At 42.6% G+C, this 17,703-nt stretch carries 10 protein-coding genes; all 10 read left to right on the top strand.

The window, feature by feature from the left end; genetic code table 11:
• Positions 1 to 62: 62 nt before the first annotated feature.
• The 10 genes from pheS (at position 63) to mukB (ending at position 17,334) form a co-directional block, all read left to right on the top strand.
• The gene (gene pheS / locus AC30SF_RS04960) at positions 63 to 1,052 is read left to right on the top strand and encodes a phenylalanine--tRNA ligase subunit alpha (RefSeq protein ID WP_489607752.1); all 990 of its coding nucleotides are present in this window, start codon (positions 63 to 65) and stop codon (positions 1,050 to 1,052) included.
• A gap of 19 nt (positions 1,053 to 1,071) precedes the next feature.
• Entirely contained in the window at positions 1,072 to 3,462 is a 2,391-nt protein-coding gene (gene pheT, locus AC30SF_RS04955; protein ID WP_489607751.1) for a phenylalanine--tRNA ligase subunit beta, read from the top strand.
• Between the two features lie 3 nt (positions 3,463 to 3,465).
• Positions 3,466 to 3,762 (top strand): integration host factor subunit alpha, encoded by a 297-nt coding sequence (locus tag AC30SF_RS04950; protein WP_021616246.1) that lies wholly within the window; start codon positions 3,466 to 3,468, stop codon positions 3,760 to 3,762.
• Positions 3,763 to 3,822: 60 nt separating this feature from the next.
• Positions 3,823 to 4,308: a C40 family peptidase gene (locus tag AC30SF_RS04945; RefSeq protein ID WP_489607750.1), complete on the top strand. Its 486-nt coding sequence runs from the start codon at positions 3,823 to 3,825 to the stop codon at positions 4,306 to 4,308.
• Positions 4,309 to 4,401: 93 nt separating this feature from the next.
• The gene (gene thiI / locus AC30SF_RS04940) at positions 4,402 to 5,856 is read left to right on the top strand and encodes a tRNA uracil 4-sulfurtransferase ThiI (protein ID WP_489607749.1); all 1,455 of its coding nucleotides are present in this window, start codon (positions 4,402 to 4,404) and stop codon (positions 5,854 to 5,856) included.
• A gap of 89 nt (positions 5,857 to 5,945) precedes the next feature.
• The gene (locus tag AC30SF_RS04935; RefSeq protein WP_489607748.1) at positions 5,946 to 6,824 is read left to right on the top strand and encodes a D-alanyl-D-alanine carboxypeptidase family protein; all 879 of its coding nucleotides are present in this window, start codon (positions 5,946 to 5,948) and stop codon (positions 6,822 to 6,824) included.
• A 135-nt stretch (positions 6,825 to 6,959) separates the two neighbouring features.
• Positions 6,960 to 8,282 (top strand): chromosome partition protein MukF, encoded by a 1,323-nt coding sequence (gene mukF / locus AC30SF_RS04930; RefSeq protein ID WP_290521775.1) that lies wholly within the window; start codon positions 6,960 to 6,962, stop codon positions 8,280 to 8,282.
• A 336-nt stretch (positions 8,283 to 8,618) separates the two neighbouring features.
• Positions 8,619 to 12,080, top strand: a complete 3,462-nt coding sequence (locus AC30SF_RS04925) for an acyl-[ACP]--phospholipid O-acyltransferase (protein ID WP_489607747.1) — start codon at positions 8,619 to 8,621, stop codon at positions 12,078 to 12,080.
• A gap of 20 nt (positions 12,081 to 12,100) precedes the next feature.
• Positions 12,101 to 12,841 carry a chromosome partition protein MukE gene (gene mukE / locus AC30SF_RS04920; RefSeq protein ID WP_489607746.1) on the top strand — a complete coding sequence of 247 codons (741 nt, stop codon included), beginning with the start codon at positions 12,101 to 12,103 and terminating at the stop codon, positions 12,839 to 12,841.
• Entirely contained in the window at positions 12,841 to 17,334 is a 4,494-nt protein-coding gene (gene mukB, locus AC30SF_RS04915; RefSeq protein WP_489607745.1) for a chromosome partition protein MukB, read from the top strand. The genes mukE and mukB overlap by 1 nt, the downstream gene beginning before the upstream one ends.
• The last annotated feature ends 369 nt before the right edge of the window (positions 17,335 to 17,703 follow it).

Here is a 17,703-nt window from a genome sequence, read left to right as displayed (position 1 = left end):
CTAAACAGTTAGTATTATTATTGACAGAATTTTAGATAAATTCATCATCACAGAGGATATTTATGCAGCATCTTAAAGATCTTGTGGAAAAAGCAAGAAATGCCATAGACAACATTGAAGATAAAAGCCTTGCAGCGCTTGATGAAATTCGCGTGGAGTATTTTGGTAAGAAAGGGCATTTTACCCAATTAATGCAAGAATTGCGCAATGTGGCGGCGGAAGAACGTCCGGCAATGGGCGCGAAAATTAACGAAGCCAAACAAGCCGCATTAGATTTCTTAAATGCGAAAAAAGCAGAATGGGAACAAGCTCGATTAAATGCACAATTGGAAAACGAACGCATTGATGTGAGTTTACCGGGGCGTAAAGTGGAAATGGGCTGTTTACATCCGGTTTCGATTACCATTGAGCGTGTCACCAAATTCTTCTCTGAACTGGGTTTTTCTGTGGAGTCCGGTCCTGAAATCGAAAGCGATTATTATAATTTTGATGCCTTAAATATTCCTAAACATCATCCTGCGCGTGCCGATCACGATACGTTCTGGTTTAATCCCGAATTATTGTTAAGAACGCAAACTTCCGGTGTGCAAATTCGCACCATGCAAAAACAACAACCGCCAATTCGCATTATGGCGCCGGGGCGCGTGTATCGTAACGATTACGATCAAACCCACACACCGATGTTCCATCAAATTGAATTGTTGTATGTGGACAAACACGCCAATTTCACCGAATTAAAAGGCTTATTGCACGATTTCTTACGCGCTTTCTTTGAAGAAGACTTGCAAGTGCGTTTCCGTCCGTCTTACTTCCCATTCACAGAGCCTTCTGCCGAAGTGGATGTCATGGGTAAAAACGGCAAATGGCTAGAAGTGTTGGGTTGCGGTATGGTGCATCCTAACGTTTTACGCAATGTCGGCATTGACCCAAATGAATACTCTGGCTTTGCAGTGGGCATGGGGGTAGAGCGTTTAACTATGTTACGCTACAACGTCACAGATTTACGTTCATTCTTCGAGAATGATTTGCGCTTTTTGAAACAGTTTAAATAATTTTGAGTGAGAGATAAGTATGAAATTTAGTGAACAATGGGTACGCGAATGGGTTAATCCGGCGATTTCTACGGAACAACTTTGCGAACAAATTACCATGTTAGGCTTGGAAGTTGACGGAGTAGAAAAAGTGGCCGGCGATTTCACGGGTGTTGTGGTGGGCGAAGTGGTGGAATGTGCACAACATCCTGATGCGGATAAATTACGCGTGACCAAAGTGAATGTGGGTGGCGAGCGTTTGTTAGACATCGTGTGTGGTGCACCGAATTGTCGTCAAGGCTTGAAAGTCGCTTGTGCGGTAGAAGGCGCTGAATTACCGGGTGATTTCAAAATCAAGAAAACCAAATTACGCGGACAACCTTCCGAAGGCATGCTTTGCTCATTCAGCGAACTGGGTATTGAATCTGATGCCAATGGGATTATCGAATTGCCACAAGATGCGCCTATCGGAACCAATCTACGCGATTATTTAAAATTAGATGATAACGCCATTGAAATTAGCTTAACGCCAAACCGTGCGGATTGCTTAAGCATTGCCGGCGTGGCACGTGAATTGGCTGTGGTGAATAAACTCCATGAAAACCCACCACACTTTGAGGTGGTTAAACCGACCATTAGCGATAAAGTTCAAATTGACGTTCAAGCTGCCGAAGCCTGCCCACGTTATTTATTACGTGTAATTAAGAATGTCAACGTTAAAGCGCAATCACCAATGTGGATGCAAGAAAAATTGCGTCGCTGTGGCATTCGTTCTATCGATCCGATTGTGGATGTGACGAACTATATTTTGCTTGAACTCGGTCAACCAATGCATGCTTTTGATATGGCAAAAGTGGCACAGCCAGTACAAGTTCGCATGGCGAAAGAAAATGAAGCGCTTGTATTGTTAGATGGCACGACAGCGAAACTTCAACCGAATACTTTAGTGATTGCCGACCAAAATGGTGCATTGGCAATGGCGGGTATTTTTGGTGGTGAAGCCAGTGGTGTGAATGTAGAAAACACAAAAGATGTGATTTTAGAAGCGGCATTTTTTGCGCCATTAGCGATTACCGGTCGCGCACGCCAATATGGTTTGCATACAGATTCGTCTCATCGCTTTGAACGTGGTGTGGATTTTGAGCTGCCACGCAAAGCAATGGAAAGAGCGACCGCACTTTTATTAGACATTTGTGGTGGTGAAGCCGGTGAAATTTGTGAAGTAACAAATGAAGCGCATTTACCAAAACGTCAACAAGTTACATTACAACGTCACAAATTAGATGCATTACTTGGACATCATATTGAAACAGAAACGGTAACGGATATTTTACAACGTCTTGGTTTGCAGGTTTCTTACGCCAACGACAGTTGGACAGCGGTTGCGCCATCTTGGCGTTTCGATATTGAAATCGAAGAAGATTTAATTGAAGAAGTGGCGCGTATTTATGGTTATAACAGCATTCCAAATAATGCGCCGTTGGCCCATTTGCGCATGCGTGAGCATAGCGAAGCGGATATTGAATTATCGCGAATCAAAGCGGCATTAGTGAGTTGCGATTTTTATGAAGCCATTACTTATAGCTTTGTTGATCCGAAAATTCAAAGTTTGTTACATCCGGAAATTAAACCGCTTATTCTACCGAACCCGATTTCTGTTGAAATGTCCGCGATGCGGGTTTCTTTACTAACCGGCTTGCTTGGTGCTGTGATTTATAATCAAAATCGTCAACAAAATCGCGTGCGTTTATTTGAATTTGGTTTACGTTTTATACCGGATGAAAAAGCCGAATTTGGTGTACGCCAAGAACACGTTTTTGCGGCAGTGATGACCGGTTCTAAAGCGAATGAGCAATGGAGCGAAAAAGCAGCGCCTGCCGATTTCTATGATTTAAAAGGATATATTGAAAATTTACTTTCATTAAGTTCTGCTGGAAATCGCGCAAAATTTGTAGCAAAATCATACACAGCATTACATCCGGGGCAATCTGCTGCAATTATGTTAGACGGCGAAGAAATTGGCTTTATCGGTCAACTTCATCCGACTATTGCACAAAAAATTGGTATCAACGGCAAGGCGTTTGTATGTGAAATTTCCATTGCATCTATTTCTCGCCGTGATATTGCAAAAGCCAAAGAGATTTCTCGCTTCCCGGCGAACCGTCGTGATTTAGCCCTTGTGGTTGCGGAGACTGTGGCGGCAGACGATGTATTAGACGCTTGTCGTGTGGCTGGTGGCGATAAATTAACGCAAGTGAATTTATTTGACGTTTACCAAGGTAGTGGCGTCGCAGAAGGTCATAAGAGCTTAGCGATAAGTCTCGTGATTCAAGACAATGAAAAAACCCTTGAAGAAGATGAAATTAACGCAGTAATTTCAGCGGTATTATCTGAGTTAAAACAACGTTTTAATGCTTACTTGAGAGATTAAACTATGACATTAACTAAAGTAGAACTCGCCGAGAATCTGATTGAGAAATTTCATTTCAGCAAGCGCGAAGCCAAGGATTTGGTTGAAAGTTTCTTTGAAGAAATTCGCGTTGCGTTAGAAACAGGGAATGACGTGAAATTATCCGGATTTGGTAATTTTGAGTTGCGCGATAAAGCCTCTCGCCCGGGACGGAATCCAAAAACCGGTGAAAGCGTGCCGGTTTCTGCCCGCCGTGTCGTGGTATTTAAACCGGGACAAAAATTGCGCAATCGGGTCGAAAAAGTTAAACCGAAAGCCTAATCAATATAAGCTATCAATAATCATCTTGTTGATAGCTTTTTAGTTTGAGATCACTCATCAATGCGTATTTTAAAATCTTTAGTGTTTTGCGGTTGCGTACTGGCATTAAGTGCCTGTTCCGGCATCGGCTATCAGTCTTCAAAGCTTAATTACAAAGGGCAAATTAACGATCCCATCATGGCGATTGCCTTATTAAGCGAACAACAACATGAATGGGCAGGGACGCCTTATGTGCTTGGTGGACGGGGGCGTAAGGGAGTAGATTGTTCCGGTTTTGTACAGACCACGTTTTTCGATCGTTTTGGCATAAAATTGCCTCGTCAAACTAAAGAGCAAGCCAATTATGGGCAATATATTGAAAAAGAAGATATTCAAACCGGGGATTTGGTTTTCTTTAAAACTGGGCGTGGGCCAAACGGTTATCATGTCGGCATTTATGTCAAAGAAGACAAATTCCTGCACGCCTCAACAAAAGGCGGAGTGGTTTATTCTTCCTTAAACAGTGATTACTGGCGAAAAACCTATTGGCAAGCGAGACGAATCTAAAATACCGCTTTTCTCACCAGTGCGAACAGATCAGGGCGAACAGATCTTCGTCGTAAGACTCGCCATGTTTATATCACAAGAAAGTAGTACAACATGAAATTTATTATCAAATTATTTCCTGAAATTATGATTAAAAGCGAATCTGTGCGGAAACGGTTCGTGAAAATTCTGACCAACAATATCCGTAATGTATTAACAAAATATGATGATACGGTCGCGGTAATAAAGCATTGGGATTACATCGAAGTGCGGTCGAAAATCGACGCGAATTTACCGATGCTTATCGAGCAATTACAACGCATTCCGGGCATTCACCATTTTCTGCAAGTGGAAGAGAAGCCTTTCGCGAACTTGCATGAGATTTTTGAGCAAACACTGTCGGATGTGGCATCCCAATTAGAAAATAAGACCTTTTGCGTGCGAGTAAAACGTAAAGGCAAACATGAATTTAATTCATTGGAAGCCGAGCGTTACATCGGTGGCGGATTAAATCAACATATTGCCAGCGCCAAAGTACAACTGAAAAATCCAGATGTGACGGTGCGTATTGAAATTGAAGATGACAAAATGATGCTGGTGCGTGCCCGTTATGAAGGCATCGGTGGTTATCCGATTGGCACGCAGGAAGATGTGTTGTCGCTCATTTCCGGCGGATTTGACTCCGGCGTATCCAGTTATATGTTGTTACGTCGTGGTTCACGCGTGCATTATTGCTTCTTTAATTTAGGCGGCGCAGCACACGAAATTGGCGTAAAACAAATGGCGTATCACATTTGGCAACGTTACGGCAGTTCCCACAAAGTGCGTTTCGTGGCAATCAATTTTGAAGGCGTGGTAGGCGAGATCCTGGAAAACGTGGATAACGGGCAAATGGGGGTGGTGCTTAAACGGATGATGGTGCGTGCAGCGTCTAAAGTGGCGCAACGTTTTGATATTCAGGCGATTGTGACCGGCGAGGCGCTAGGGCAGGTTTCCAGCCAAACCTTAACCAATTTGCGTTTAATTGATGAAGCCGCTGAGGTGTTGGTGTTACGCCCGTTAATTACACACGACAAAGAACAAATCATCGCCATGGCAAAACATATCGGCACCGATGATATCGCCAAATCCATGCCGGAATTTTGCGGCGTGATTTCCAAAAATCCGACAGTGAAAGCGATAAAAGCGAAAATTGAACAAGAAGAAGGTAATTTCAATTTTGCCGTCTTGGAAAGTGCGGTGGAAAATGCGCAATATTTAGATATTCGCCAAATTGCAGAGCAAGCGGAGAAAGAGGTCGTTTCTGTGGATACCGTGTCTGTGTTGGGTGAAAATGACGTGATTATTGATATTCGTAGCCCGGAAGAAATCGACGAAAACCCGTTGCACATTGAACATCAAGCAATGATTCTGCTGCCGTTCTATAAACTTTCCGGTCAATTCGCTGAGTTGGATCAAAGTAAGCATTACGTGCTGTATTGCGAGCGTGGCGTCATGAGCAAATTGCAGGCGCTGTATTTGAAAGAAAGTGGATTTAATAACGTGAGTGTGTTTAAAAAATCACGTTAAAATCGACCGCACTTTAAAGGATGGCGGGATGGTGATAAGAAAATTATCATACCTATCCCGTCGATAAATACAAAAAACGCTTAAGAATTATGTTAAAACCGCTTTTCTTCACTGCGCTTTTCTTTCCGACTTTGGTAATGGCGCAGTCTTATATTGTCTATGATTTTACCAATAACCGAATGCTGGAAACTCACCAACCAAACAGCGTGCAACCTATCGCCTCTGTGACAAAGTTGATGACGGCGATTGTCTTTCTAGAACATAATCGAAATGCGCGTTGCACAACGTCCATTACCGGTGAGGATATCGACCATATCAAAGGCACGCACACGACCTTACCCAAAGGCACTCCCATCGCCTGCCATGAATTATTAAAAGCCATGTTGGTGCATTCTGATAATTACGCCGCCCATGCATTATCCCGTTCAGCAGGTATGAGCCGTGCGCAATTTATTCAAAAGATGAATGAAAAGGCACGAACATTAGGCATGACATCCACTCATTTTAGCGACAGTTCCGGGTTATCTACCGGCAATGTGTCTAGCGCGTTGGATTTAGTCAAATTGGCTAAATATTCGCTGAATAAAGCCGAAATTAACTACCTTTCTAATCTTTCTTCAACCCACATCAACACGGGAAAGCGCCGTGTTTTTGTGAAAAATACCAACAAATTGGTGCGGGATGAAATATTCAGTGCGGCAGTGAATAAAACCGGTTACATCCGCGAATCAGGATACAATTTGGTATTCGTCAATAAAGTGCCTTGCAATCAAGCCATCATCGGTGTGATAAGCCTGAATAACGCCTCTTCCGCTTCGCGTTCTAATTTCACCAAGAATAAACTGGAAAAATACGGCTGCACCGCATTAAATAATAAAGTGCTCAGTGATTTTGTTGAGGATGTGCAATACGAAGAAGGCTATGATGAAGAAGGGATGGACGCCTTGATCAAAAAGGTGACGGAATAATCGGAATTGATCTGCTGAGTGGTGAAAACGTGGCTTTTTTTGACCGCACTTCCTACTTTCAAGCTGTTAGAAAGCACAAATTCCTGTATAATTCCCGCAATTTTTTGTTGATATAACACTGCTGTGAGATCCCTAATGCTTGACACATCACAAACCATTCCTGAACTGGTCTCTTGGGCGAAAGAACGTGAATTTTCTTTAAATTTACCGACAGAACGATTAGCGTTTCTATTGGCGATTGCAATTTATAACGATGAACGTTTTGACGGTGAAATCTTGGAAAGCGATTTAATTGATATTTTTCGCCATATTTCCACTGCATTTGATTTATCGAAAGACATGGTCGCCACACGTGCCAATAATGCCATTAACGAATTGGTAAAACAGCGTTTTCTTAATCGCTTTAGTAGTGAGTTTACCGAAGGATTGGCGATTTATCGCTTAACGCCGTTGGGGGTAGGGGTCTCTGATTATTACATTCGTCAACGCGAATTTTCTGCTTTACGTCTTTCCGTTCAGCTCTCCATTGTGGCCGATGAAATCCAGCGTGCGTCTGAGGCTGCCGAAGAAGATGGTGATGAGCATTATTGGCGTCGTCATGTGTTTGCTCCATTGAAATATTCTGTTGCTGAAATTTTTGACAGCATTGACTTGTCACAGCGCATTATGGATGAAAATCAACAAAGCATTAAAGAGGAAATTGCCGCGCTATTAACAAAAAATTGGCAGGCAGCCATTTCCAGCTGTGAACAATTATTAGATGAAACTTCCGGGAATTTACGGGAACTCCAAGACACGCTAAATGCGGCAGGCGACAAGTTACAGGCGCAGTTATTACGCATTCAAGATTGTGTGATCGGTCGCCAAGAATTGTATTTTGTTGATGAATTAATCACCAATTTACAAACGAAATTAGACCGCATCATCAGCTGGGGACAGCAAGCTATCGACTTATGGATCGGCTACGACCGCCATGTGCATAAATTTATCCGTACTGCCATCGATATGGACAAGAACCGTGTCTTTTCCCAACGTTTACGCCATTCTATTCATCATTATTTTGACAACCCTTGGTTCTTATGGACAGCGCAAGCAGAACGTTTGGTGGACTTGCGCGATGAAGAATTAGCCTTACGTGAAGAAGACGCGCTAGGTGAATTGCCGGAAGAATTACAATACGAATCTTTAGCCGATATTCGCGAGCAAATTGTAGAACATATGCAAACGTTGCTTGTTAATTACCGTGAGCAAAATCGTCCGATTAATTTAAGCATTGTCTTAAAACAACAGCTCGAACATTACCCGTTGTCACAACATTTTGATGTGGCACGTATTATTGTGGATCAGGCGGTGCGTTTAGGTATGGCAAGCGATGACCTCGCCGGAATCTATCCGAATTGGGCAGGTATTAATGAGGATGGTGCCGAAGTTCAGGCGCATATCATTGATAAATATTAAAAGTGCGGTCGTTTTTAGGAACGTTTTTTATAAAACACAAAACGCTTAAATTTTTAACCGTACTTATATTGTGACTTCATTCTTATGTTGGCATCGTTACAATTGAAGATGAGTTCGGTAATGAGTATGCTTTTTATCAAGAAAGAATTTACGACCCAAGTGATGTTTTATGCTCCTCTAGTAATGTGGGATGATGGTCCTGATGTATCGAATGACGAATTTGAAAAAATGTCGAATTTTGTGAAATCGTGAAATCCCCACTGGATTGGAATGGTGATGAGATACCATTTTTATTAGAAAAACAAAAACGAGAATTAAAACAATAACGGAAACATTATGAAAGAATTACTGAAAATCCGAGGTTTTTTACCTTATCTAGCCATTGCATTTCTAAATGCCAGTGTAGATTTGGCACATAAAATCACTATTCAAAATGTGCTTCTCAAAAGTTTTGATGGTGATACCTTGGTGGTATTAACCGCATTAGTCAATGCAATGATCTTATTGCCGTTTGTATTCTTATTTTCTCCTGCTGGTTTTATTAACGACAAATATTCTCATACTAAAGTCATTCGCTATGCTGCCATTGTTGGTGTATTCATTTCTTTTGCGATTTTTCTAAGTTATTTAGCCGGTGCTTTTGAAATTGCTTTTATTTTAACGCTGATTTTGTCGGCCCAAAGTGCGGTCTATTCTCCGGCTAAATATGGGATTATCAAATCTATCGTTGGTACGGAGCATTTGGGGGCAGCGAATGGGATGATTCAAGCCTTAACCATTGTAGCGATTTTATTTAGTTCCTTTGCTTTTTCGTATATTTTTGAAGTTATTTATGTCGCAAGTGATAATCCATCAGACATTCTTTCCAGTATTTATTTCATTGGTTTTCTTATCGTTATTTTTAGTGCTTTGGAAGTTATTTTTGCTTTTAAGCTCCCATTCTTCTCAGCGGCAGAAAGTGAAGAAAAAACGCAATTTAGTGCTAAAAAATATTTCTCGTTAAGCTATTTAAAAGAAAACGTCAAACTAGTGCGTTCAGATAAAAATATTTGGTTGAGCATTATCGGGTTAAGTATTTTCTGGGGTGTTTCTCAAGTTATTGTGGCTGCATTCCCTGCACATTATAAAATGTTGTTTAATGACGACAACGCATTAGTCATTCAAATGATTTTAGCCATCAGCGGCATTGGGTTAATTTTGGGTTCATACATTGCCGGCGCCATGTCGAAATACCATATTGAATTGGGTATTGTTCCCTTTGGGGCATTAGGCATGTGCTTATCTTTATTTTTCTTAGCGTCTTCCAGTAGCGTTGTCATTATTAGTTTCTGTTCGTTCTGTTTCGGTTTATTCGGCGGTTTATTGATTGTGCCATTGAATGCCACTATTCAATTCTTCGCGCCGGAAGCAAGCATGGGCAAAATCCTTGCCGGTAATAACTTCGTGCAAAACATTGCGATGATTGGCTTCTTGTCGCTCAGCATCGCTTTTGTGTATGCGAATATTTCAACTACCGGTTTATTCATATTTGTTGCTGTAGTCTGTTTTATTGGATCTTTATATGCCATTTTACAAGTGCCGCATCTATTCACCCGTTTATTTTTATTAGTCTTTTTAAAAACCGGTTATCGCTTCCATGTTGAAGGTTTGAAAAACTTACCGCAAAGCGGAGGCGTGTTATTGTTAGGTAACCATATCAGTTGGATTGATTGGTTAGTTTTACAAGCTGCCAGCCCACGTGCCATTAAGTTTGTGATGTATCGTGGTATTTATAACAAATGGTATCTCACTTGGATTTTCAAGTTCTTTAAGGTGATTCCGATTGGCGCGGGCTCCAGCAAGGAAAGTATCGAAACCATTCGCCAATATTTAGAAAACGGCGAAGTGGTCGCCTTATTCCCGGAAGGGCATATCAGTTATAACGGTCAAATTAACGAATTTCAACGTGGTTATGAGCTTAGCATTAAAGAATGGCAAGATGTCTGTGTTGTGCCGTTCTATTTGCGGGGATTATGGGGGTCGAGTTTCTCTCGAGCTGATGCGCATTATAAGGAACTCACTAAACAGCGCGGCAAACGCGATATTATCGTTGCTTTCGGTAAACCCATTCGTGAGTTTATCGATCACGTTGCCATGAAACAGAAAGTGGTGGAGTTGTCTTTTTCCTCTTGGGAAAACTTTATTGCACGCCAACAACCATTAACTCATTATTGGTTGGATATGGCGAAAGGTAATTTATTGCGTGAATGCGTTGCCGATAGTATGGGGACCGAACTTACCAATGCCAAATTTATCAGCGCAGTGTTGGTTTTCAGTAAGCTATTTAAACAAACCCTGACGAATGAAAAAAATGTCGGCGTATTGTTGCCAAGCTCTGCTATGGGTGCCATTGTGAATATGGTGTTATTTGTGAACGGCAAGGTACCGGTAAATCTAAATTATACCCTGAGCGAACAAAGCATGGCATTGGCACTGAAAAAAGCCAATATTCAACAAGTGATCACTTCTGAAAAATTTCTCACTAAATTAAGCGGTAAAGGCTTTGATTATCAGGCGTTATTAGCAGATAAAGCGGTGATGATGGAAGAATTAGGCAAAGCCGTTAGCAAGACACAAAAAACGTTGGCATTTTTGACCGCACTTTTAATGCCTGCAAGCTGGATTAAGTTGCTTAATTTTGCTGATGTGAGCCTGGATGACACGGCAACTATCCTGTTTAGTAGCGGTAGTGAAGGGGAACCGAAAGGCATTGAATTGACTCATAAAAACCTGCTGACCAATATCCGTCAAATCAGTGATTTATTAAACTTCAGAAAAGATGATGTGATTTTAAACTCATTACCGATTTTCCATTCTTTCGGTTTAACTGTGACAACGTTACTTCCACTATGTGAAGGCGTAAAAATGGTCAGCGTGCCCGATCCGACGGATGGTGCAACTGTTGGGAAAATGGCAGCGCGACACAACGCGAGTATTTTATTCGGCACTTCAACGTTCTTCCGTCTTTATATTAAGAATAAAAAACTGCATCCGCTGATGTTCCAGAACGTTCGCATGGTAGTTGCCGGTGCAGAAAAACTGAAAACCGATGTGAAAGAAGCATTTCGTTTGAAATTCGGCTTAGAGATTTATGAGGGTTACGGCACGACGGAAACCGCCCCGGTTGCTGCCGTGAATATGCCGAATATTTTAGAAAAAGAAACCTTAAAAGAACTCACTTTCAATAAGCAGGGTTCCGTCGGTTTACCGTTGCCGGGCACCATCATTAAAATTGTTGATCCGGAAAGTTTGCAGGAATTGGCAACAGGCGAAGACGGTTTAATTTTAATTGGCGGCGGGCAAGTGATGAAAGGATACTTAAACGATGCGGAGAAAACTGCGGATGTCATTGCCGAAATCAACGGTGTGCGTTATTACAAAACCGGCGATAAAGGACATATTGATGAAAACGGTTTTATTACCATTGTTGACCGTTATTCCCGCTTTGCTAAAGTAGGGGGCGAAATGATCAGTTTAGGCAGTGTGGAAGAGCAAATCGCACAAGTCTTAAATGACGATGTACAGTTCACTGCCGCTAATGTACCTGATGAGAAAAAAGGCGAAGCTGTGGTGCTTTTAGTAAAAACCGAATTAGACATTAATGAGGTCATCAACATCTTAAAAAACTCAGCTATACCGCCGTTAATGCAACCGTCTTTTGTCTTTAAAGTAGATGAAATCCCAACGTTGGCAAGCGGCAAAGTGGATTTCAAAGGAGCGAAAAAACTCGCCATGACATTAGTAGAAAATAACGAATAACCCCAAAACAGAGAAACAACATGACAGAAAATAACCTTGAAGTAATTTCCCCAAAATTGGCAGTTGCCATTGCCAATCCGTTATTTCCGGCGGTGGACAGCCAGTTGCGTTCCGGTAAACATATTAGTACAGAACAGTTAGACAACCACGCCTTTTTACTTGATTTTCAAACGGAACTGGATCTGTTCTATCGTCGTTATAACGTGGAACTGATTCGTGCGCCGGAAGGTTTTTTCTATTTGCGTCCGAAAGCGACAACACTCATTGCCCGTTCTGTGTTAACGGAATTGGAAATGTTAGTGGGTAAGGTGTTGTGTTATTTGTATTTAAGCCCGGAGCGACTAGCTCAACAAGGCATTTTTAGTACTCAGGAAGTGTATGACGAGTTACTGAATTTAGCGGATGAAGGCAAGTTACTGAAAGCGGTGAATCAACGTTCCAGTGGTTCCGATTTGGATAAACAAAAATTAGCAGAAAAAGTGCGTGCGGCAATCGGTCGTTTGCGTCGTTTAGGCATGATTTATACCGTAGGCGAACCGAACAGCGGCAAGTTTACCATTTCTGAATCGGTATTCCGTTTTGGCGCAGAAGTGCGTGTCGGAGATGATCCGATTGAAGCACAATTACGCTTAATTCGCGATGGTGAAGCCGCAACGCCACAATCTTTACAAGCTGAAAAAGCCGCATTACAACGTGATACAGAAAGCAGTGAAAACGAGACTGACGTTGAAGACGAATTCGTAGAAGAGGAACAAGAATAATGACTGAAGAATTATCTCTGGAAAATGAAGTAATGGATATAGCATCCTCTGATGTCGCGCCGGTCATCTTTAACCAAAACAGTGGGGTAGAACGCGGTAAGTTCCGTTCTTTAACACTCATCAACTGGAACGGTTTCTTTGCCCGTACCTTTGATTTAGACGAATTGGTGACCACACTTTCAGGTGGTAACGGTGCCGGTAAATCTACCACCATGGCTGGATTTGTGACAGCGTTGATTCCGGACTTAACCTTATTGCACTTCCGTAACACCACGGAAGCCGGTGCCACAAGTGGTTCGCGTGATAAAGGTTTGCACGGTAAATTGCGTCCGGGCGTGTGTTACGCGGCGTTGGATACCATCAACTCCCGTCATCAACGGATTATTGTCGGTGTCCGTCTGCAACAGGTTGCCGGCCGTGATAAAAAAGTGGATTTAAAAACCTTTTCTATTCAAGGCGTAGAATTGTCTGTCAATCCGACCGCACTTTTCACCGAAACCATTAACGAACGTCAAGCGCGCGTACTGACCTTAAATGAACTCAAAGACAAAGTTGAGCAGGGAGGTGCCCAATTTAAACAATATCATTCCATCACCGATTACCACGGCATGATGTTTGATTTGGGGATTATTCCAAAACGCTTACGTTCTTCTTCAGACCGTAGCAAATTCTATAAACTGATCGAAGCCTCTTTATACGGCGGTATTTCCAGTGCGATTACCCGTTCCTTGCGTGATTATTTATTGCCGGAAAACTTAGGCGTGAAAAAAGCCTTCCAAGACATGGAAAGTGCTTTACGTGAAAACCGCATGACGTTGGAAGCCATTAAAGTGACCCAAGCTGACCGCGATTTGTTTAAACATTTAATTACTGAGTCCACTAATTATGTGGCGGCGGACTATATGCGAAATGCCAACGAGCGTCGTGGCAATATTGAAACCGCATTAAATTTCCGTCAGGAGTGGTATAAAGCCAAGTCTGAACAGGATTTATCACAACATCGTTTGGTTGAATTAAGTCGTGAAGCCGCTGAGTTAGCGGAAAATGAAAAAGCATTAGAAGTAGATCACCAAAGCGCGCTTGATCACCTGAATTTGGTATTAAATGCATTGCGTCATCAGGAAAAAATCTCTCGTTATCAAGAGGATGTCAACGAACTGACCGAGCGCTTAGAAGAGCAGAAAATGGTGGTTGAAACCGCCAACGAGCAATTGGAAGAAAGTCAGGCGCAATTTGAACAAACAGAACAAGAAGTTGACAACCTGCGTTCCCAATTAGCAGATTATCAGCAAGCTCTTGATGCACAACAAACTCGCGCATTGCAATATCAGCAAGCCATTCAAGCCTTAGAAAAAGCCAAGACCTTGTGCGGATTAGCCGATTTATCGGTAAAAAACGTGGAGGCATATCACGAAGAATTTGAAGCGCAAGCGGAAGCATTGACGGATAACGTGCTTGAATTAGAGCAAAAAATGTCTATTTCCGAGGCGGCGAAAACGCAATTTGATAAAGCTTATCAATTGGTTTGTAAAATCGCCGGTGAGGTGCCACGTTCTGCCGCGTGGGAAAGTGCCAAAGAATTGTTACGCGAATATCCGACACAAAAGCTCCAAGCGCAACAAACGCCGCAATTACGTGCTAAGTTACATGAATTAGAACAACGTTTAAATCAACAACAAAGTGCGGTGAGATTATTAAACGATTTTAATCAACGTGCGAATCAAAGCTTAGAAACGGCGGATGAATTGGAAGCGTTCTATGGCGATCAAGAAGCCTTAATTGAAGATTTATCTGCCGAACTTTCTGATCTAGTTGAGCAACGTTCAACGCTACGTCAAAAACGTGAAAATTTGACCGCACTTTATGATGAAAACGCCCGTAAAGCGCCAGCTTGGTTAACCGCTCAAGCCGCATTGGAACGCTTGCAGGAGCAAAGCGGAAAACAATTCGCAGACAGTCAGGATGTGATGAATTTCATGCAATCACAGCTGACCAAAGAGCGCGAATTAACCATGGCACGCGACCAGCTAGAACTTCAACGTCAGCAATTAGACGAGCAAATTAGCCGTTTAAGTCAGCCGGATGGTTCGGAAGATGCCCGTTTGAATGTGCTGGCAGAATGTTTCGGTGGCGTGTTGCTGTCTGAATTATACGATGATGTGCCGATCGAAGACGCGCCTTATTTCTCCGCTTTATACGGCCCGGCGCGCCACGCCATTGTGGTGCGTGATTTGAATGCGGTGAAAGAGCAACTCGCTAATTTGGAAGATTGTCCGGAAGATTTGTATTTAATCGAGGGCGATCCGGCAGCATTTGACGACAGCGTACTTTCCGCGCAAGAGTTAGAGCTTGGTGTGGTTGTTCAGGTGTCCGATCGTGAATTGCGTTATTCCAAATTCCCTGAAATTCCGTTGTTCGGCCGTGCTGCCCGTGAAAAACATTTGGAAGAATTACAGGCTAAACGTGAGGAAGTGGCGGAGCAGTACGCACAACGTGCTTTTGACGTGCAAAAATGTCAGCGTTTACATGAGCATTTCAGTCAGTTTGTTGGCCTGCATTTAGCCTTGGCATTCCAAGCCAATCCGGAACAACTGATGGCGCAGACCAATCAACAACGTAATGAAATTGAACGCGAGCTTAATCAATTGGTGATTGGAGAGCAGCAAATTCGTCTTCGTTTAGATGAGGCGAAAGAAAGAATGCAGTTGTTGAATAAATTAATTCCACAATTGCCATTATTGGCTGATGATAGCTTAACTGATCGCATTGAAGAATGCCGTGAGCAATTAGATTTGGCAGAGCAGGATGAATTATTTATCCGTCAACACGGCGTCACGTTGTCACAATTAGAACCGATTGCTACCACGTTGCAAAGCGACCCGGAAAATTACGAGCACTTAAAAGCCGATTATGAACAAGCCATTCAGCTACAAAAACAAGTGCAACAAAAAGTCTTTGCCTTGGCGGATGTGGTGCAACGCAAAGCGCATTTCAATTATGCGGAAAGCGTACAAACGGAAACCTCTGAATTAAACGAACAGTTACGCGCGCGTTTAGAACAAATGCAGCAACAACGTGAAATTCAGCGCGAACAATTACGTCAGGTTCAAGCGCAATATGCGCAGTACAATCAAGTGTTGATTCAATTGCAAAGTTCTTTCAACAGTAAAAATCAAATGTTGCAGGAATTGATGCAAGAAATTGGTGAATTGGGTGTGCGTGCTGATGAAGGCGCAGAAGAACGTGCCAAAATTCGTCGCGACGAGTTATATCAACAACTTTCCACCAATCGTCAACGTCGTTCTTACATTGAAAAACAACTCACCCTTATCGAAAGTGAAGCGGAAAATCTGACTCGCCGTATTCGTAAAGCAGAACGTGATTATAAAACCCAGCGTGAGTTGGTGACGGCGGCGAAAATGAGTTGGTGTGTGGTGCTTCGTTTATCCCGTAATTCTGATGTAGAAAAACGTTTAAATCGTCGTGAATTAGCCTATTTATCCGCAGATGAATTACGTTCCATGTCGGATAAAGCGCTAGGTGCATTGCGTACGGCAGTTGCTGATAACGAATATCTGCGTGATGCCTTACGTTTGTCGGAAGATAGCCGTAAACCGGAAAATAAAGTGCGGTTCTTTATCGCCGTATATCAACATCTGCGCGAACGTATTCGTCAGGATATTCTGAAAACCGATGACCCGATTGATGCAATTGAACAAATGGAAATCGAGCTTTCCCGCTTAACGGAAGAATTGACCGGTCGTGAACAAAAATTGGCGATCAGTTCTGAAAGTGTGGCGAATATCATGCGTAAAACCATTCAACGCGAACAAAATCGCATTCGTATGCTAAACCAAGGCCTACAAAATATCGCCTTTGGTCAGGTGAAATCGGTACGTTTAGTGGTGAACATTCGGGATACGCATGCTATGTTGTTAGATGCGTTATCCGGCAATCAGTCGGATTATCAAGATCTGTTCAGTGACAACCGCATGACTTTCTCTGAGGCCATTGCGAAGCTGTATCAACGCCTTAACCCGCATATTGATGTAGGGCAACGCACCGCGCAAACTATCGGTGAAGAATTATTGGATTACCGTAATTACCTTGACTTAGAAGTGGAAGTTTACCGTGGCGCAGATGGTTGGTTACGCGCAGAAAGCGGCGCATTATCCACCGGGGAAGCTATCGGTACCGGTATGTCCATCCTCTTAATGGTGGTACAAAGCTGGGAAGAAGAAAGCCGTCGTATTCGCGGCAAAGACATCGTGCCGTGCCGTTTATTATTCCTAGATGAAGCGGCTCGTCTTGATGCGAAATCCATTTCTACTTTATTTGAGCTATGCGAACGCCTGGATATGCAACTATTGATTGCTGCACCGGAAAACATCAGCCCGGAAAAAGGTACCACCTATAAACTGGTGCGTAAAATCTCCGGTAATCACGAACATGTTCATGTGGTCGGATTACGCGGATTTGGTGCAACAGAGTAGTTTAATAAATAAAGAAGTGCGGTTAAAAAACGAAGTGTTTTTTGATCTGCCCCCAAAAATCTAGAATCGTAGCGTGCAACTTGTTGCACGAAATCATGAATGCCCGAAATCGTGAATATCCGAAAGGGTTAAATAACGTTCCGTGCGTGATTTGGTCGTGCATCAAGATGCACGCTACGTATGAAATCGTGAATGCCCGAAAGAGTTAAATAACGTTCCGTGCATGATTTGGTCGTGCATCAAGATGCACGCTACGCGCTAAATCGGGAATGTCCGGAAGGGTTAAATAACGTTCCGTGTGTGATTTGGTCGTGCAACAAGTTGCACGCTACGTATGAAATCGTGAATTACGCATCGAGGTTAATCATT

It is taken from the genome of Aggregatibacter valvarum (assembly GCF_980468985.1).
This window is presented reverse-complemented; position numbering and strand designations above follow the sequence as displayed.